Genomic DNA, 18795 nt, shown 5'->3' with positions numbered 1-18795 from the left:
AAGGGGGCAACGGTGATGGCCTGGCAACGGGAGGAACGACTCACAGGTCGGCCTCGTCCAGTTCGGCCATCAGCGCTTGCATTTCGTCGTCGGACAGGCCCGAGGCGCTGAACTCGGCACTGTCTGCCAGCGGCTCGGCGGCGGATTCGGCCAGGGGCTGCGCGACCTCGGCCATGGCGGCGACGGTCTGGCGTTCGAAGACTTGTTTGGCCGAGAGCGCGATCCCTTGCTCATGGGCCTGGGCCACCACTTGCAGGCTCAGGATCGAGTCACCGCCGATGGCGAAGAAGTTGTCGGTGACGCTCACGCTCGCCAGCTTCAGGACCTTGGCGACGATGGCTTGCAAGGTGGTTTCCATGGCGTTGCGCGGTGCGACGTGGGTGCTTTCGTCGAACTGATCCGGGTCGGGCAACTGACGGGTGTCGAGTTTGCCGTTAGGCGTGCGCGGGAAGGTCGCCAGGGTCAGCACTCGGGCCGGAACCATGTACGACGGCAGGCGCTCGCCGAGGAAACGCTTGATCGCTTCCGAGTCCGGCGCATAGCCATGCGCGGCGAGGACATAGGCGAGCAGGCGTTTGCCGGCAGCGTGTTCCTGCACGATCACTGCGGCTTCGCGCACGTCGCTGTGGCTGCACAGTTGCCGTTCGATTTCCCCGAGTTCGATGCGGTAGCCGCGGACTTTGACCTGGTGGTCCTTGCGGCCGAGGAAAGCCACGCGTCCGTCGGCCAGCCAGCACGCCAGGTCACCGGTACGGTAGGCACGGGTGCCGTCGGCCAGGGTGACGAAGGCCTTGGCGGTTTCTTCCGGTTTGTTGCGGTAGCCCCGCGCCAGGGTCGGGCCGGCGAGGACGATCTCACCCGGTTCACCGATGCCGCAGGCCTGGTCGAATTCGTTCAGCAGGCGCAGGTCCATGCCGGCAATCGGGCGGCCGATGCTGACGCTGCGGCTCGGCTCCAGTACCTCGTGACTGGCCCAGACCGTGGCCTCGGTAGGACCGTATTCGTTCACCAGGCGGGCCTGTGGCAAGGTCTTGCTGTGTTGCGCGACCAGGGCCGGCGGGCAAGCTTCACCGGCGACAATCCAGCACTCGAGGCTGTCGGCGCTGGCGCTGCGCTGCAATAGATCGAGCAGGGCCTGATACAGCGATGGCAGCGACAGGCCGTGACTGACTTTGTGCTGGGCAACCAGCTGCGCCAGGCGCGCCATCTCCAGCTCTTCACCAGGCGCCGGCAGCACCAGCCGGCCACCTTGAGCCAAGGTCCAGAAAATCCCGGCGACCGAGCTGTCGAAGGCGAACGACGACAACAGCAGGTAGGCGCGCACCGGCGTCTCGTAGGCAGCCATCCGCACCTGGGTCGAGAAACTCAGGGCACCATGGCTGATTTCCACGGCTTTGGGCGCGCCGGTGGAGCCCGAGGTATAGATCAGGTAGGCGAGGGCGCTGGCGTCCGGCAGGGGCAGCGGCGGCAGGTCGTTCGCGTCGAATTCGTTCAGCTCATCCAGCACGAAACGTTGCAGGGTCGCCGGCAGGCTGTCGGCCAATTCGGCGCTGACCACGATGTGGGCGATGCCGCTGTCGGCCAGCATGTAGGCGCGTCGATCGGCCGGGTAGGTCGGGTCGATCGGCACATAGGCACCACCGGCTTTCAACACTGCGAGCATGGCGACAATGGCGGCGTTGCTGCGCGGGAAGAGAATGCCGACCGGCACGTCGCGGCCGATGCCGGCTGCCACCAGTCGATGGGCCAGACGGGTAGCGCAGGCGTCGAGGCCGGCATAGCTCAGGTCGCCGTGCTGGTCGCTGAGGGCAATGGCGTCCGGTTGCTGGCGAACCTGGCGGGCAATCAAGTCCACCAGTGTCAGCGCTTCGATGGAGGGCGAGCTTGGCGCGTTGTCGATAATCGCCGATTGCAACGGTCCGCCGAGCGGCAGGTGGGACCAGGCCTGTTGCGGTTCGGCCAAGGCGCCTTGCAGCAGTTGCAACCATTGTTCGCCAAGGCTGCGTGCGGCTGCGGCGCTCAGGGTGTGGCAATCGTAGCTCACGCTGGCGTGCAGGCTGTCCGGCAACTGGCGGACATTCAGGCAGGCTTTCACCGGGCCCATCAGCGCGTCGGCGTAGCGTTCCCGGGCATCACCCGAGCGCCAGGCGAAGGCGTAGCCCGTGGTGAGGTCCCGGGTGTAATAGTCTTGCCAGCCGGTGGTGCGCTCCACCGAGGCGGCCAACTGTTGGCTCTGCTGGAGCAGGGTGGCCTGGGGATCCAGGTCGATGTTCAGGGGCAGGCACTGCTCGAATACTCCCAGAACGGCGTCCAGTTCGGCGCCGCGGCTTTCGTGGATCAAGGTCAGCGGGACCTGCTGCTGGCCGGCCTGGCGGCCGAGTACCGCTGCCCAGGCGGCCAGCATCAACGCCGAGGTCAGGGCCGGGTGACGGGCGAGTTCGGCGGGGAGGGCCAGTGCCTGTCGGGCAGGGGCGAAGCCGGCACCGCTGGGCGCTTCGAGGGACAGTTGCAAGGTGGGCTGCTCGGCCTCGCCCAAGGCTTTCCAGAAACTCACGCCCGGATGGTCCGGTTCGTCTTCCACCAGGTTCCAGCGCCATTCGGCGTAATCGGCGTATTGCAGGGCTTCGGACAGATCCGCCGGGGTCTCTTGCAGCAAGGCGTCAGCCAGCAGCCTGAGGCTGGCGAGATCGAAATGGCTGCCCGCGCCGGCCAGGTCCAGTACCGCTGTTTGATCCGACAGGCGCACCAGGGTCACGGCCAGCGGCGCGGTCCAGTCCCGGGTTTGCGAAACGAGGCGCGCCAGTTCGGCATCCTGGTCGGAGCCGTTGTGCTGGCGCAGGTCCAGCTGGGCCACCGCCAGTGTGCCGGTCTCGTCGATGACCTGTACCGGATGACGCAGGCCCGGTACCGGCATCAGGCGGGTCCGCAGGATTTCACTGGCAGCCAGCAGCGCTTGCAGACGGCTGTTCAGCGCTTCGACGTCGGTCGGGCCGGACAGCGACCATTGCAAGTGACAACCGAACGGGTGCTCGGCAGCGCCCTTGATGTGGGGATACAGCGCTGCCTGTTGCGGCGAAATACGAAAACCTTGAAGTCCGCTCATGTTCAACTCGACTGGAAATGGGGGTTGGATCTGCGGCAGCGTCGGCGCCGGGGCTCACTGACTGAACGTCACGGGAGCCGCTGGCGGACGACGGTGCCGCCGTTGAAAGTCAAATAGCGACGTCGCTCGACAGCAGGGCTTCGGCCATGCCGGTCATGATTGCGCGCCTGCCGGTAAAGGGTTCGCGTCCGTGGACCGCGAGCATGTTGTCGATGAACAACACATCGCCCTGTTGCCAGCTGAAACGCACCAGCGAGTCGAGGTAGGCCGCTCGCAGCGCCTCCAGCACCTGCGGCTCGATGGGTTCGCCGTCGCCATAAAAGGTGTTGGTGGGCAGGTCGAGATCGGTGAAGTTGCTCTGCAGCGAATCGCGGATGTGCGGCGGCAGGGTGCTGATGTGGAAGAAGGTGGCGTGGTTGAACCAGACCTCTTCACCGGTGCGTGGATGGCGCACCACGGCGGGTCCGCGCTGGCGGGTGCGCAGGCGATTGTTGTCTTTCCATTCCACTTCGATGCCGACGCTGGCGCAGTAGGCTTCGACTTCGCTGCGGTCTTCGGACTGGAACACCGACTGCCACGGCAGGCCGAAACCATCGCCGTAGTTGCGCACGTACATCACGCCTTTTTCCCGGAAGCGTGCTTCGATCTCCGGGCTGATGGCGGCCTTGACCGCACGGGTCGAGCCAATCGGGGTTTCGCCACCGGTCTCGGAGGGGAGCTGGCAATAGAAAAACAGTCGCAGCGGGAAACGCGGCGAATAAGAGTGTTCGTTGTGGGGGAAAATCATCTGGTCGGCCGGGTAGTCGGTCGAGGTGTAGATGTTGCCACCGACCCGGGTCCGGGGCGACGCGCGGAACATGTATTCCAGGGCACCGGGGGAGAGGGTGGCGATCACCTGGTCGAACTGCTCGACGGACGCCACGTTGAACCCGCGAAACAGCAGGGCACCGTATTGCAGCAGTTTTTTCTCGATGGACTCGCGCTCGCCGGTGGCCCAGGCCACCAGGTCGACGCCACTGACCGCCGGCTCGATCACCAGCGGCAGGGCATGCTCCGGGCTGAGCAGGCGTTCGGTGACCAGTTGCTGTTCCGAGACGTTCATGGCTTTGCGGCGCACGGCGCCAAGGGCGCGGGGCGATGGGGGCATGATAGACATAACGGCATCCGACTCGGTTAAAGGGACATTGAGCGACGTTTGGCTTGCAGCATCTGGCTGCGACCGGCCAGCGTCCGGGCCTGTTGCCGCTCGCGCTGGAAGGCCTGGTCCCAGGCATCGATGCGCTCGGCCAGGGCCGGCAGCGGTTCGTCCAGCAAGTGGCGGGTGTCTTCCAGCAGGCGCGTCCACAGGTATTGCAGGCGCAAGGCGCGGTCCTGATCGAAGTATTCGCCGCGGTACTTGAGGGTTGCGGCGAGCCCCTCGGTGTCGTGCACCAGGTCGAGCACCAGATGGAAATCTCCCGGTGCCTGGGCCACTTCCAGGGCTTGCAGGTGCGCGCCGGCGATGGCGGTCGGCGTGACTCGGGACGGCTGGTAGTTGAGCTTTACCTGGAACAGCGGCGAGTGACCGGGCAGGCGCTGCGGCGCCAGCGCCGACACCACCAGGTCGAAAGGCAAGCCCTGGTGGGCATAGGCCAGGCGCGCCTCATCGCGAACACGCTCCAGGAAACCGGCCAGGGTCGGTTCACCCTGCAGGTTGCAGCGCAACGTCAGCTGGTTGACGAAGAAACCGATGACGTCATTGTGCTCCGCCAGTGGACGGCCGCTGACGTCAGTGCCCAACAGGAATCGTTGTTGGCCGCCCAGTTGCTTGAGCACCAGTTGATAGCTGGCCAGCAACAGCATGAACAAGGTCATGCCGCGTTCGCGGGCCAGCGTCGAAAGTGGCTCGCAGAGGGCCTGGGGCACCTTGAAGTCCAGGCTGTGTTCACCCGGAAACTGGCCGCTGCCGCCCAGTTCGAGGGTCTGTGGCAGGCCGGCCAGATGCTCGCGCCAGAAGCCCTGCTCGGTGGCGATCCGCTGCTCGCTCCAGTGCGCCGCTTCCCACTGGGCGAAGTCGAGGTACTGCACCGGCCATTCAGCGCTTGCCGAGCCGGCCAGTTCCGCCAGCAGCACCTGCGCCGAACGCCCGTCGAAGGCGATGTGGTGCACGGTCAGCAGCAGATCGTGTTGCTGGTCCGTTTGACTCAGCAACTGCGCCCGCAGCAGGGGGCCGTTGACCAGATCCACCGGCGTGGCGTGTTCGCCCGCCAGGCAGTCGCGCAGCGCTTGCTGTTCGGTCTGCCCGTGCCAGTTCAACGGCACCGGCGTGGCGGGCAGAACCTGTTGTTGCGGGCCGTCCACCCCGTCGCGATAGACTGTGCGCAGCACGCTGTGACGGTTGACGAGGCTGTTCAAGCGCTCGGCCAACCCCTCGACGTCCAATGGACCTTGCAGGCGCAGGTGCAGCACCAGATTGTGGCGGGTGTCGTCCGGGTTCAGCTGGCGCAGGAACCACAGCCGGCGCTGGGCGAAGGACTGGCGGGTTTCGCTGACCTCCGTACGTTCGGCCGAAGGGCTGATCGCGGTAGACGGCGCACTGAGGAACGCCAGCAGGTCTTGCGCCCATTGCCCCAGGGTCTGCTCACCGAACAGGCGCTGGGTGTCGAGGCTCCAGCCCAGGTCCCGGTGCAGGCGAGCGGCGAAGTCGGCGACGCCGATGGAGTCCAGGCCTTGTCCGATCAGACTCCGTTCGAAGTCTGGAAGCAGATACGGATTCACCCCGCGCAGGGTCTGCTGGAGCCATTGCCGGCAAGCGGCCTGGGCGTCTTGCGCCGAGGCCTGGACAAGATTCTTGAGTGGGTCGAGGCCAAGGGTTTCGCCGCTGGAAGCGAGCTGCCCGCCGCTCTGGGCGATGATGCTCAGCGTCCCCGCTGCCAGTTGCTTGCGCGCACCTTGACGGGCGATTTTGCCACTGGTGGTCATCGGGATGGTGCCGGCTTCCACCAGCACAATCTGGTCGATGCCGCAGTCGGCGGCTTCGCGCACGGCGTTCTGCATCGAGGCAAACAGCGCCGGGTGCCGCGCCGGGTCGACGAACTTGCGCTGCGGCTCGGCGACGATCACCAGTTTCTCCCGGCCCAGGGTCGGGTCCATTTCCGAGAACGCGGCGATGCGCCCGGTGCGGATGCCCGGTTCGGCATCGGTGATGGCGAATTCGATGTCGTGGGGGTACAGGTTGCGTCCGTTGAGAATCAGCAAGTCCTTGAGCCGCCCGCAGATCACCACCTGGCCCTCGTGCATGAACCCCAGGTCGCCGGAGCGCAGGTAATGCTCGGTCGAGCCGACAATGCGCGCTTCAAAGGCTTCGCGGGTGGCCTCGGGGTTTTTCCAATAGGACTCGGCGTTGCTCGGCCCCTTCAGCCACACTTCACCGATGCGATCGGCAGCGCAGCGCTCATGGGTTTGCGGGTCGACGATGGCAATGCTGTGCAAAGCCTGGGGGAAGCCACAGGCGACGAATTCGACGGCGGCGGCACCGGCGGCCGCCAGGGCCACGCGACCGGTTTCCAACACCGCTTTGTCCAGGCGCAGCGTCACCGGCAAGGCGTCTTCCGGCGTAGCGCTGACACACAGAGTCGCTTCGGCCTGGCCGTAACCGGGGCTGATCGCCAACGGGTTGAGGCCACAGGCGGCAAAGCGCTGGGCGAAGGTTTCCAGGGTGCCGGGGTGGATCGGTTCGGCGCCGTTGATGGCGTGTTTCCAGGCGCTCAGGTCCAGTTGGGCGATCAGGTTGTCGCTGACTACCCGGTTGCACAGGGCGTAGGCGAAATTTGGCGCGAAGCTGACGGTGCCACGGTAGCGGCTCAGCGCCTGCAGCCAGGTCGACGGCGCGTTGACGAAGGTCTGCGAAGCCATCAGGTAGCAGGGCATGCCGCTGTAGATCGGCGCCAGCAGGCCACCGATCAGGCCCATGTCGTGGTACAGCGGCAGCCAGTTGACCATGGCGCCGTGTTCATCGAAACCGTAGGCCTGGCGCATCAGCTCGACGTTGGCGATCAGGTTGCGCTGACGCACCTCGACGCCTTTGGGCGAACCGGTGGAGCCCGAGGTGTATTGCAGGAAGGCCACGGTCGAACCGTCGATGGCCGGGCGTTGCCATTGGCTGGGCGGTGGTGTGCCCAGGTGCTGGACGGTGAGCACGTCGACACGGCCCTCCACCAGTTCCAACAAGCCTTCGCAGTGATCCGCCGGGGCGAGAATCAGTGCCGGCTCGGCGTCCACCACCACATTGCGCACGCGCTCGAGGTGCCGCGGTTTGCGCGACGGCGGCGGAAACAACGGCACGGCGATCATGCCGGCATACAGGCAGGCGCAGAACGCCCGGGCGTAGTCGAGGCTGCTGGGGAGCATCAGCAACACGCGATCCCCCGGCGCATAGCGCGACTGCAACGCAGCCGCCAGGGACTGGGACTGCTCGTGCAACTGGGAAAAGGTCAGGGTTTCGCCGACCGTGACGCCGTCCGGCAAAAAGTGCAGGGCGGCACGTTCTGGAAAGCGCCGGGCATTGGTTTCCAGCACTTCGATCCACTGTTCGAATGAAGACATTTTGCAATTCACGCCATGGCCACGATGACCTTGCGGTCACCGGTGTAAGGATTGCGACCGTGTGCGACCAGTCGGTTGTCGAGCATCAGCACGTCGCCGGGCTGCCAGGGGAAGCTGATGGCGGTCTGACGGTAGACCTCGCGCACGCGGTCGAGCATCTCGTCGGGGATGGCCGAGCCGTCGCCGAAATACACATGGCGCGGCAGGTTCTCTTCACCCACGGCGGCCAGCAGGCTGGCACGTACGCTCGGTTCGATGGCCGACACATGGAACAGGTGGGCCTGGTTGAACCAGACCCATTCGCCGGTCTCGGGGTGCTGCTGCACCGCCGCGCACCGCTGGCGCGTACGCAGGTCACCGTCGGCTTTCCATTCCCACTCGATGTCGTTGTCCCGGCAATAACGCTCGACCTGGGCGCGGTCCTCGGTGTTGAAGACTTTCTGCCAGGGCAGGTCCAGGGCGCCGCTGTAGTTGCGCACGTAAAGCAGCTCGCGGCTGGCGAACAGCTCGCGGATCTCGGTGGGCATGCGCTGGTAGATCAGGCGACTGTCGGCAATCGGCGTCTCGCCGCCGGTTTCACTGGCCTTGATGCAGTGGAACCAGATGCGCGAAGGCCAGGGGCGGGTATAGGCCTGCTCGTTGTGCAGAGGGATGAACTGATGGGCCGGGTATTCCGTGGAGCTGTACACCCCGGCGAAGACTTTGCTGCGCGGCGTGGAGCCGAACTCATAACTGGCCAGCGGTGCACCGAAGCTGGCGGCGAAGCGCTTGAAATCGATCGGGGTCGCCACGTTGAAGCCGCGAAACAAGACCCCGCCCACGGTGTTCAGCACGTGGGGCAGGCTGTCGCGCAGCGATGCGTCCAGATCGTGAATCGACTGCCCAGGCGTCGCCTGCACCAACACGGGCAACGCGTGTTCACCGCCGTCCGTGGAAGTCATTGAAAAAGGCTCGGAACGCCTGTCCAGGTGTTCGATTGAGGTCATCCTTGCACATCCTCTTCTATCTTTTTCGACCCGTTACGAGGCCTGAAGATGGCGCGCCAGGCGCCTCTGTAGGACTCGTCTGTAGTGTTTTGGATCTAATACAGGACGACATACTAGGTACAAATGAGAGAGATTATCAATACTATTTATTTAATTTTTTTTTTGGATTAGACTCCGCTCCGCTGGCGCCAAACAGCGTTCGGCCAGCTCAAAAAAACCAAAAATATCTGTCGCAGGGGTGCGGGGCTTGAATTTCAAAAAGAATACAATTGCGTTGGCTGTGGGGTCGGCAATCGGCCTTGGCAACTGTGCATGGGCAGCGGAAGAGTCCACTGCCGTGGAGATCGCTCCGATCACTGTGACGGGTGAGAAAATCAACCGTACCCTGGAGCAGACCCAGTCCAGTGTGGTGGTCGTCACTGAAGAAAAGCTGCGCGAGCATGCCGACAAGAACCTGGTGGATCTGTTCGCTCGTACACCGGGTGTCTATGGCCAGGCCGACAATGAAACCTGGGGTATCCGTGGCGTGCCGGTGTCCGGTTTTGACGACCAGGGGCCGGCAGCCCTTAACGGTGCGGTCTCCGTGTATGTCGATGGTGCCGTGCAACCGAACCGCGCATTGACCCTGAGCCCGGTGCCGCTCTGGGACGCCGAGCAGGTCGAAGTCTTCCTCGGTCCGCAATCCACTACCCAGGGCCGTAACTCCCTGGCCGGTGCGGTGGTGATCGAGACCAAGAAACCGACGTTCGAGCCCAGCTTCTCGGCGCAAACCAGCATGGGGAACTATGGTGAGCATGGTGCGGCCGTTGCAGGTGGCGGTGCCATCGTCGATGACAAGATCGCCGGCCGGATTGCCGTGGATTACACCGACGGCGACGGCTACATCCGCAATACTGCGCTCGACAAGGACGCCAACCCGCATCGCACCAGCAACACACGCGGCAAATTGCTGATTCTGCCCAATGACGACACTGACGTTCTGTTGACCTACGTTCATAGCGAACACCGCCAGGGTGACCGCTCGACGATGCGCGGCACTGATGGCAAGCCCAGCTATTACGACATCTCGTCCAATACCGAGGCCTTCGACAACCTCAAGCAGGACACTCTCAGCGCCAAGGTGGATCATCGTCTGAACGATGCCTGGTCGTTGACGAGCATGACTGCCAATACCAGCTCGGACTACAGCAACCGTCTGGACTTCGACCAGACTGCCGTGGACAACGAGGTCGTCCTGCGTAAGCAGGAGGGTAACCTGTTCAGCCAGGAGCTGCGTCTGAATTACGATTCGGACACTGTGAAGAGTTTCGTCGGCGCCTACTACGGCCACAACACCAATAAATTCCATGATCGGTTGTTGTTCGATAACGTCCTGGTTCGTACCGTCAAGGGGGATACCGCGATTGATAACAAGGCGGTGTTCGGTGAAGTCAACTGGACCTTTGCGCCACGTTGGACGTTGATCACCGGTCTGCGTTACGACCACGAGACAAACGACACCGATATCGACCAGGATGGTTCCTTCGCTCCGGCGACAGTCAAGAAATCGTTCGATGCCGTGCTTCCGAAACTCGGCATCGACTACGAGCTGGCGACGGACCAGTTCCTTGGTTTCATGGTGCAAAAAGGTTATCGCGGCGGTGGTGTCAACCTGCGCTCTGGTAGCGGTCACCAAGCCTATGATCCGGAATACACCACCAACTACGAGCTGTCCTATCGTGGTTCGTTCTTCGACAAGACACTACGCGCTCGCGCCAACCTCTACTACACCGACTGGAAAGACCAGCAGGTCAGTGTGCGGCAGAGCGGAAGCGCCGTCATCGATGTCTTCAACGCCGGTCGCAGCGACATCAAGGGCCTGGAGGTTTTCGTTGAAAAGGATGTCACTGACCAGTTGACGCTGACCGCAGGTGGCGCTGTCACCGATGGCAAGTACAAGGACTTCGTCACTGGCTCCGGCCAGGACATGAGCGGTGAATCGTTCCTATCATCACCCAAGTACAAAATGTCGGTGGGCGGCATCTATCACTACAACGACCGCCTGATGTTCGGCACGGATATCACCTATCAGAGCACCGCGCCGTCTGAATACGAGTTCGATGCCAGCGGCAAGGTCACGGGTGAGCGTCGGAGCGACAACTACGTACTGGTCAACTTCAACACCGAGTACAAGGTCACCAAGAACGTCGCCGTATCCGCCTACGTCAAGAACGCGTTCGACAAGGAATATGTCACCAACAACCGCAGCGACGACATCATCGACGTCGGCGCACCGCGCACGTTGGGCATGATCCTGCGCTACGACATGTAAGCCCAGAGGCGCGGGAAGGCAATCTTCCCGCGCCCGGCTTGCAGTGTCACGGAAGTTTGTTTTCAGGCTGTTGTTCCCTTCCAAACCCAGCCTCCATGGAGGAAATCATGAACGCTTTTTCAAATGCCACGACAGGTGGCGCGCCACAGCTACGCCTGTTGCATACCGGTCTTTCGAGCCCTTACTGCCTGGATCCGACGCCGCTGCTGGAACGCCAGCAACAGCAGGAATCCAACGCCCGCAGCTATCCACGGCGCATTCCCCTGGTGCTCGAACGGGCCCACGGTATTTATGTGCAGGACAGTCGCGGACAGGTGTTCGTCGATTGCCTGGCGGGCGCCGGCACCCTGGCCCTGGGCCACAACCACCCGGTGATCGTCGAAGCCATCACCCAGGTCATGGCGGCGGGCGTGCCCATGCACACCCTCGACCTCATGACCCCGGTCAAGGATGCCTTCGTCCAGGAAATCTTCGCCTGCCTGCCCAGCGAGTTCGCCCGTAACGCCCGTATCCAGTTCTGCGGCCCGAGCGGTGCCGATGCGGTGGAAGCCGCGCTCAAACTCACCCGCACCGCCACCGGCCGTCATTCGGTGCTGGCGTTCGAAGGTGCTTATCACGGCATGACCCTGGGCACGCTGGCCATCAGCGGCAACCTGTCGCCGAAAAATGCCCTCGGCGCGCTGACGCCGGGAGTACAACGCTTGCCGTACCCCCATGATTTCCGTTGCCCGTTCGGGGTGGCCGGAGATCAGGGCGTGACATTGAACGTGCGCTACCTCGAACATCTGCTCAATGACCCGGAAAGCGGCGTGACCGCCCCGGCGGCCATGATCCTGGAGCCGATCCAGGGCGAGGGCGGGGTGATTGCCGCGCCGGACCGCTGGCTCCAGGAACTGCGTCGCTTGACCCAGGCCCACGGCATTCCGCTGATCGTCGACGAGATCCAGTGCGGCATCGGCCGCAGTGGCCGGATGTTCGGCTTCGAGCAGTCGGGGATCACCCCGGATGTCATCACCCTGTCCAAGGCCATCGGCGGAGGCCTGCCGCTGGCGGTGATGGTCTACAACGATTCGCTGGACACCTGGCAACCGGGCGCCCACGCCGGCACGTTCCGCGGCAATCAACTGGCCATGGCGGCCGGCACCGCGACCTTGCGCTTCATTCGCAACGAGGGCCTGGTCAAGCACGCCGAAACCGTGGGCGCTCACCTGCGCAAACAGCTACAGGCGCTGCAAAGCGAGTTCGACTGGATTGGCGACGTGCGCGGTCGTGGCCTGATGCTGGGCATGGAAATCGTCGACCCACAGGGCACCCTCGACGTACAGGGGCATGCACCGGCGGATACCGCCCGGGCCAAGGCTTTCCAGCAGGCCTGCCTGAAGCATGGCTTGATCGTCGAACTGGGCGGGCGCCACGGTGCGACCGTGCGCTTCTTGCCACCGCTGATCATCACCGAACAGGAAATCGATTTCGTCGCGCAAATCCTGTTTCAAGCGGCCGGCACGATCAACGAGCGCCCCGTTCGTTAAGAAATCCTCCAAGGGCTTGCCGACAGGGATGGCAAGCCTCTTGGTTGGGAAGAGGGCACCAGACCTTTGATACCCGTACATCTTGAAAGGGACTATTCGCATGTACAGACATTCAGCCTCCGCGTCTCCCGTTACACCTGGACAAGGCGAGACAGCGGCGACTCCACATCCACTCGAAGACGACCGTCACAACATCCGTGAGCTGCTGCGGCATTACGGACTGCGCACCAGCCTGATCCGCCTCAAGGTCATCGATGCCTTGCTCGTTGCCGCCAGGGATGGGCGCTCTATCACCGTGCGCGGGGTGCACCACTACCTGGGGTTGTTCGCGGCCGAGTTGTCGCTCATCAGTGTGCGTGAAGTGCTCAGGCGCTTGTGTGACGAGGGCGTCATTTTTTCTCAGGCTGACAAGAGCTACTGCTTTACTCGCGAGGCCAGCGCAATACTGGAACAGTGCTCGAACCGCTGACCGGACCAGATCGTTAGGGGGCTTTCGATGCTTTCTTGACGTCAATACATAATTTTGTTAGGCGGTATAAAGCCCCCGACTTACGGGTCGATAGCCCTATGAAGTCCGACTGATTTATGTGGTTCCGTCGAGGGGTATGTCATGTTTAATACAACGCTAAAAAATGAACTGATGGCCAGGACAGCCGAGTTGGCAACCTACAAGGGATTGGTCGGTGCCTTGGAACGGTCGATGGCCGTTGTCGAGTTCAGCCCCGATGGCAAGGTGCTTCGGGCCAATGAGAATTTTCTCAGTACGATGGGTTACCGTGCGGACCAGTTGGCCGGTCTGTCCCATCGTGATTTCTGTACCCCCGCGCTGGCGGGCAGCGCCGAGTACCGCGAATTCTGGAACCAGCTGCGTGCCGGTCAATTCGTTTCCGGCACCTTTCAACGTGTCAGCGGACAAGGCCAGCACATCTGGCTGGAAGCCAGTTATAACCCTGTGCTGGATGAAAATGGCCGCGTAGCGAAGGTGGTCAAGTATGCGCTGGACGTGACTGCCAAAGTCGCGAGCGAGGCCGAAACCCGCGGCAGGCTGGCGGCACTTGATCGGGCCATGGCGGTGATCGAGTTCGACCTGGGTGGCAACATCCTGACGGCAAACGATAACTTCCTCCAGGTCATGAATTATTCGCTGGCCGAACTCAAGGGCAAGCACCACCGGATGTTTTGTGAGCCGGAGCTGGTGAGCCGTTCCGAGTACAGCGATTTCTGGCGCCGTCTCAACGCCGGTGAGTTTTTCAGCGGCCAGTTCAAGCGTATCGGCAAGCACGGCAAGGTGGTCTGGCTGGAGGCGAGCTACAACCCGGTCTACGACGCTGAAGGCAAGTTGAGCAAGGTCGTCAAGTTCGCCACCGACATCACCGAGCGGGTGGAGAAGTTCGAGGAAGATTCACGGGGCGCGTCCCGTGCCTATCACATCTCCGCCGAGACCGAGAGGGTCGCCGAGCAGGGTGCCCAGGTGATCCACCAGACCGCCAAGGAAATGCGCGAGATCGCCGACAACATCGGTGCCTCCGCGCGTCTGGTCGGGCAGTTGGGGGCTCGTTCGGAAGAGATCACGGCGATCGTCAATACCATTCGCGGCATTGCCGAGCAGACCAACCTGCTGGCCCTGAACGCCGCCATCGAGGCGGCGCGGGCCGGTGACCAGGGCAGGGGGTTCGCGGTGGTGGCCGACGAAGTCAGGCAACTGGCCGGGCGTACCAGCCGTTCGACGTCGGAGATCGCGGAAATGATCAACATGATCCTGTCCGAAACCCGTGAAGCAGTCGCCAGCATGAACGTGACCCATGAGGGCGCATTGCGCGGGGTTACCCTCGCCGACCAGGCCGGGTCGGTCATCGTGCAGATCAGGACCGGCACCACGGACGCACTCGAAGCAGTGAGCATGTTTGCGTCCAAGCTCGATGAATCCGATGTCATTCCCAAGACGGCAGTCGGCTGGGTCGGTTGAGACGGGCCGGATCGCCAGGGTGAACGTGGCCGCGCTACTCAGTAGCGAATCATCACCGATTTGAGTTCGGTGTAGTCGTCGATGAAGGCGCCGCCGAACTCCCGGCCGATCCCCGAGGCCTTGCTGCCACCGAACGGCACGGCCGGGTCGAGCAGGGTGTGCATGTTCACCCAGACGGTGCCGGCTTCGATGGCCGGCACCATGCGCAAGGCCTTGCTCAAGTCCTGGGTCCAGAGGCTGGCGCTCAGGCCGTAGGGGCTGTCGTTCATCAGGTCCAGCAGTTCTTCTTCGTCGTCGTAGGGTAGGAACGTCGCGATGGGGCCGAAGGTCTCTTCGTGGAGCAAGGTGTCGTCACGACGGTTGGCGAGGATGATGGTCGGCTCGACATAGCAGCCCGGGCCCTCGATCAGTTTGCCGCCGTGGACGATGGTGTTGTTCTGCGCCCGGGCCTTGGCGAAGAACTCACCGAGCTTGTGCTGGTGCGGACGGTTGCTGACCGGACCGAACTGGGTGCCTTCGTCCAGGGGGGAGCCGATGGCGAGCTGGCCCAGGCGCTGGGCCAGTTTGTCCATGATCGGCTCGATCTGCGAGCGGTGGACGAAAAAGCGTTCCGCGGCGGCGCAGATTTGTCCCGAATGCAGGAAACCGGCTTCGATAATGCCGTTGACCGCCACCTCTGGATCCACGTCCGGCAGGAACCCTGCCGCGTTCTTGCCGCCCAGCTCCAGGGTGGCACGGGTCAGCCCGGCGCCCATCGCTGCCTGGCCCACCGCGATGCCGGTCGGCACCGAGCCGGTGAACGAAACCTTGTCGGTGCCCGGGTGCTCGATCAAGCCTTTCCCCACCTGGCCCCCACCGGTGACCACGTTCAGGGCACCCGCCGGCAGACCGGCCTGCATGGCCAGTTCGGCGATGCGCAGGATGGTCAGCGGGGTGAACTCGCTGGGTTTGATGATGACGCTGCAGCCGGTCACCAGCGCCGAGGCGAGTTTCCAGATGGCGATCATGGTGGAGAAATTCCACGGCACGATGCCCACGACCACACCGACCGGTTCACGCAGGGTGAACGCGGTGTAGCGTTCACCGGCGAAAGAGGGCAGCGACGGGGTGATGGTCTGCCCGCCGATCTTGGTGGCCCAGCCGGCGTAGTAGCGCAGGAAGTGAGCGGCCTGGTCGACTTCGAACGCGCGGGAGATGTGAATGATCTTGCCCGACTGACAGGTTTCGATCTGCGCCAGTTCCTCGCGGTTCTGCTCCATCAGGTCGGCCAGTTTGAGCAACACATGGCCCCGCACCGCCGGTGCCGTCCGGGACCATTCCTTGAAGCCGCGCCGGGATGACTCCACCGACGCGTCGATATCGGCGGCAATGGCGTCGCTGACCTGGGCGATGACTTGGCCGGTGGCGGGGTTGAGGACGTCCAGGGTCTGGCCGCCTTGGCTTTCGACGTAGCGGCCGTCGATGAACAGCGCGTGACGCCGGCCGAGAAAGGCCTCGACCTGAGGCAGCAGGGCAATATCGCTCATGGGAGTTTCCTGATCGCGAACAAGGGAAAGCCCGAGGTTAATCGCTGGCGGATGGCGCGGCTTGACTGTGCCTGCCGTGGCGTATGTCTGTGCCTGCCAGGATGGCGTTGGCAGCCAGGAGCAAAACCCATTGCAGCCAGGGACAAGCCAGCGTCGTCGGTTTGCGGTCAGATCGGCGTTTCGACTTGACGGGCAAAGGGGCGGGCGATGTTTCTCCAGAGCAACAGACAGAAACTGGCGCTGAGCGCCCAGGTGCAGCGGGTGCTGGCCGGTGAAAGCGACGACACACCGGTGCTCGACGCGTATCCACAACTGCGGCCGTGCCTGGCCCGGCACGCTCGGCTGTTGGCGGAAGCCACGGAGCGCTGTCGTCGCGTCGAAGAACAGTTGGACGAGCAAGTGGCCCGAGCTCAGCAAGGCGAGCGTGAGCTGGAAACGGCGCGCCAGCAACTGGCCCAGGCCGAGGTGCGCGAGCGCGCACTGGAAACGCAGCTGGATGAACACCGTCAGCAATTGCAGCAGCACCGCCAGGAAGCGCAGATCTGGGAACTGCTGCAATCGACCCTGACCGAAGGCTGCTGGGATATTACGGTGGTCAACGGCGATCTCCAGCATCCTGGCAGCGGCATGCGTTTCTCCAGCCAGTTCCGCTCGCTGCTGGGCTACGGGCCGGATGAGCTACCCGATGGCTGGGATGCCCAGGTGGGCATCACCCACCCGGACGACCTGCCGAAGATCATGGCGATTTTCGACCGGGAGATCCTCGGCTCCCAGGGCAGTGGCGAATACGTCTTCGAGTACCGCATGCGCCATAACAGCCGGGACTACATCTGGTGCCGTGAGCGCGGGCGCGCGGTACGGGATGCCCATGGACGGCTGGTGCGGGTCATTGGCGCGGTGCGTGACATCAGCGATGAGCGCTCGGCCCAATCCACCCATCAGCGCATGCTGGAGCAGAATCAGGTGACCTACGCCCAGATCGCCACGGTGGTGGGGGTGATCAAGGGCATTGCCGATCAGACCAACCTGCTGGCCTTGAATGCGGCGATCGAGGCCGCCAGGGCGGGAGAAGTCGGACGCGGTTTTTCCGTGGTGGCCGACGAGGTCCGCAAGCTGGCGGAGAGTACCCGCCAGGCGACGCACCAGATCCAGACGATGTTGCATCAGCACAAACAGTAAGCGGGTCGGGAGCCGCCGTCCTGGCCGCTCCCGATGCGTTCAGAACGGCACCGCCACCACCAGTTGGCTGTAGACGTTGGTGCCGTTGCCGCCCACCTGATTGCCACCGTTGCTGTCGTCCTTTTCCGGCTTGTACAGGCCCACCAGCGGCGTAACGATCAGGTGCTCGTTCAGCGCCCATTCCACGTACAGGTCCAGTTCACGGCCGTCGAGGTTCAATGCCTCGCGGGTATGCAAGGTCTTGTAGTCGAAGAGCAATGCGCCGAGGGTCACGGTTTCCGTCGGCTTGAGCTTGAGGCCGACGTGCTGGATGGCGGTATTGCTGTTGAACGGGCCGGAATAGTTGCCGGTCACCTCGCCCTGGAACCAGGTGCCGTAGCCACGGCTCAGGCCGTTGAACATCGAGTCCCAGTTCTGCGAGTAACGGCTGTAGCGATAGGTCAGGTCGGGGGTCCAGGGCAGGTCGGCGAAGGTGTAGCCAGCCTCGGTGTACCAGGCTTTTTCCGCGCCGGCGTCCTTGTCCTGCCAGGCGTATTCGAAGGCGAAGTGAGCGTTTTCGATGCCGGCATTGCCGCTGCCGCGCAGGCTGTAGATGTCCATGCCTTCGCGCTGCTTCTGGAAGTCGCTGGCGTAGTGGTCGTCGACGTCGATGCCATGGATATAGGTCAAGCCCAGGGTGCCCGGCGCGCCGGTGTATTCCAGGGTACCGGCGGCCATTTCGGTGTTGGCCTGGGCGCGGTTATCGGACTTGATCCACATCAGGCTGCCGTGCACGCCTTCCTTGCCGCCCAGGCGCAGCACGGCGGTCTTGTCGAAGGCGTGACGGGCTGCCAGGTAATAGGCGCCGCCACGATTGAACTCGCCATCCGCCGGGCCTTTGCCCAGGTTCAGGCCGTCGTCGTTGATGATGAAGCCGTCGCCCAGGGTGATCACCTGACGACCATAGGACAAGTCGACACCATCCTTGCCCAGGAGTGGAAACAAATCCCCCGAGCGCCAGCCGGCGAAGGCTTCATCGAATTTGGTGGTGCGTTCGGAGCCGTCGCTCAGGCCGGCCGGATCGCCGTCGCCCCAGGTGCCGGAGCTGACCAGATTGGCGGTGCCGTAGACACTGCCCGTGCCTGCGAGTGTCTGCTCGACACTCAGGCCATACTTGATGAAACCTTCCCGCCAGCTGGAACCGCCGGCGGTGCCGTCGTAGTTCTTGCGGCTATTGAACATTCCGTAGACCGCCAGGAAGTTGCCGGTGACAGTGGTGTCTTCGTCGGCGTAAAGCTCATAGGCCTGGGCCGATGGTCCGGCGGCCAGCAAGGCGACGCCCAGGCCGATGGCGTGGCGCAACAGTGGTGTGTGGCGTGTGTGCTCCATGGTGTTTCCCCAGTGTGGTTGGATGACAGAGCACGCATTAAGGCGAGCAGGGGCCGGGGAAGTCTTTCACCTGGCTGCCAGGGAATTGACCCAGCCCGCCAGGTGGCGGACGCTGGCAGGCAGCAACAAAACCGGCGGCAGACATGGGCAAGACGCCCGTCACGGGGCGGCGCAAAGTGAGGCTGCACGCAACGCCGTTTCGATCAGGGACTGGCTGGGGAGCTCGAATGCCGGCTCCTGGAC

The 18795-nt window shown here is 63.5% G+C and carries 11 protein-coding genes and 1 pseudogene; 6 read left to right on the top strand and 6 right to left on the bottom strand.

Annotation, left to right across the window (positions count from 1 at the left end; genetic code table 11):
- Positions 1 to 40: 40 nt before the first annotated feature.
- The 4 genes from N005_RS23670 to N005_RS23655 all read right to left on the bottom strand — a co-directional run bounded on the left by N005_RS23670 (position 41) and on the right by N005_RS23655 (position 8673).
- Entirely contained in the window at positions 41 to 3103 is a 3063-nt protein-coding gene (locus tag N005_RS23670; protein WP_047703404.1) for a non-ribosomal peptide synthetase, read from the bottom strand.
- 109 nt (positions 3104 to 3212) lie between these two features.
- On the bottom strand, positions 3213 to 4259 hold the full coding sequence (locus N005_RS23665) for a TauD/TfdA family dioxygenase (RefSeq protein ID WP_047703403.1): 1047 nt from the start codon (positions 4257 to 4259) through the stop codon (positions 3213 to 3215).
- Between the two features lie 17 nt (positions 4260 to 4276).
- Positions 4277 to 7687, bottom strand: a complete 3411-nt coding sequence (locus N005_RS23660) for a condensation domain-containing protein (RefSeq protein ID WP_047703402.1) — start codon at positions 7685 to 7687, stop codon at positions 4277 to 4279.
- 8 nt (positions 7688 to 7695) lie between these two features.
- A complete protein-coding gene (locus N005_RS23655) occupies positions 7696 to 8673 on the bottom strand; it encodes a TauD/TfdA family dioxygenase (protein ID WP_052126461.1) in 978 nt (325 codons plus the stop codon).
- A gap of 247 nt (positions 8674 to 8920) precedes the next feature.
- On the opposite strand from N005_RS23655, the gene N005_RS23650 reads away from it, so the two are divergent.
- From N005_RS23650 to N005_RS30045, 5 genes and pseudogenes are all read left to right on the top strand, one after another.
- The gene (locus N005_RS23650; protein ID WP_047703401.1) at positions 8921 to 10984 is read left to right on the top strand and encodes a TonB-dependent receptor; all 2064 of its coding nucleotides are present in this window, start codon (positions 8921 to 8923) and stop codon (positions 10982 to 10984) included.
- 107 nt (positions 10985 to 11091) lie between these two features.
- Positions 11092 to 12513: a diaminobutyrate--2-oxoglutarate transaminase gene (locus tag N005_RS23645; protein WP_081993334.1), complete on the top strand. Its 1422-nt coding sequence runs from the start codon at positions 11092 to 11094 to the stop codon at positions 12511 to 12513.
- Positions 12514 to 12613: 100 nt separating this feature from the next.
- Positions 12614 to 12982: a hypothetical protein gene (locus N005_RS23640; RefSeq protein WP_047703400.1), complete on the top strand. Its 369-nt coding sequence runs from the start codon at positions 12614 to 12616 to the stop codon at positions 12980 to 12982.
- 141 nt (positions 12983 to 13123) lie between these two features.
- Positions 13124 to 13891 (top strand): annotated as a pseudogene (locus N005_RS30050) (PAS domain-containing protein); the annotation flags it as partial.
- Positions 13892 to 13894: 3 nt separating this feature from the next.
- A complete protein-coding gene (locus tag N005_RS30045) occupies positions 13895 to 14479 on the top strand; it encodes a methyl-accepting chemotaxis protein (RefSeq protein ID WP_392397534.1) in 585 nt (194 codons plus the stop codon).
- A 38-nt stretch (positions 14480 to 14517) separates the two neighbouring features.
- On the opposite strand, the gene N005_RS23630 is transcribed toward N005_RS30045, so the two are convergent.
- Positions 14518 to 16005 carry an aldehyde dehydrogenase family protein gene (locus N005_RS23630; protein WP_047703398.1) on the bottom strand — a complete coding sequence of 496 codons (1488 nt, stop codon included), beginning with the start codon at positions 16003 to 16005 and terminating at the stop codon, positions 14518 to 14520.
- Positions 16006 to 16212: 207 nt separating this feature from the next.
- Between N005_RS23630 and N005_RS29830 the strand changes: the two genes are divergently transcribed.
- Positions 16213 to 17184, top strand: coding sequence for a methyl-accepting chemotaxis protein (locus N005_RS29830; RefSeq protein WP_047703397.1), 972 nt, complete (start codon positions 16213 to 16215; stop codon positions 17182 to 17184).
- Between the two features lie 39 nt (positions 17185 to 17223).
- On the opposite strand, the gene N005_RS23620 is transcribed toward N005_RS29830, so the two are convergent.
- Complete coding sequence (locus tag N005_RS23620; protein WP_047703396.1) at positions 17224 to 18552, bottom strand: alginate export family protein; 1329 nt, start codon at positions 18550 to 18552, stop codon at positions 17224 to 17226.
- Between the last annotated feature and the right edge of the window lie 243 nt (positions 18553 to 18795).

The organism is Pseudomonas mediterranea CFBP 5447, from assembly GCF_000774145.1.
GTDB classification, from domain to species: Bacteria; Pseudomonadota; Gammaproteobacteria; order Pseudomonadales; family Pseudomonadaceae; genus Aquipseudomonas; species Aquipseudomonas mediterranea.
The sequence above is the reverse complement of the archived record's forward strand: the minus strand, read 5'-3'. Positions and strand labels throughout refer to the sequence as shown.

Excerpts from the sequence above, each read along its gene's own strand:
- N005_RS23670 (WP_047703404.1), bottom strand. The coding sequence starts at position 3,103 with ATGAGCGGACTTCAAGGTTTTCGTATTTCGCCGCAACAGGCAGCGCTG.
- N005_RS23665 (WP_047703403.1), bottom strand. The coding sequence starts at position 4,259 with ATGTCTATCATGCCCCCATCGCCCCGCGCCCTTGGCGCCGTGCGCCGC.
- N005_RS23660 (WP_047703402.1), bottom strand. The coding sequence starts at position 7,687 with ATGTCTTCATTCGAACAGTGGATCGAAGTGCTGGAAACCAATGCCCGG.
- N005_RS23655 (WP_052126461.1), bottom strand. The coding sequence starts at position 8,673 with ATGACCTCAATCGAACACCTGGACAGGCGTTCCGAGCCTTTTTCAATG.
- N005_RS23645 (WP_081993334.1), top strand. The coding sequence starts at position 11,092 with ATGAACGCTTTTTCAAATGCCACGACAGGTGGCGCGCCACAGCTACGC.
- N005_RS23640 (WP_047703400.1), top strand. The coding sequence starts at position 12,614 with ATGTACAGACATTCAGCCTCCGCGTCTCCCGTTACACCTGGACAAGGC.
- N005_RS23630 (WP_047703398.1), bottom strand. The coding sequence starts at position 16,005 with ATGAGCGATATTGCCCTGCTGCCTCAGGTCGAGGCCTTTCTCGGCCGG.
- N005_RS29830 (WP_047703397.1), top strand. The coding sequence starts at position 16,213 with ATGTTTCTCCAGAGCAACAGACAGAAACTGGCGCTGAGCGCCCAGGTG.
- N005_RS23620 (WP_047703396.1), bottom strand. The coding sequence starts at position 18,552 with ATGGAGCACACACGCCACACACCACTGTTGCGCCACGCCATCGGCCTG.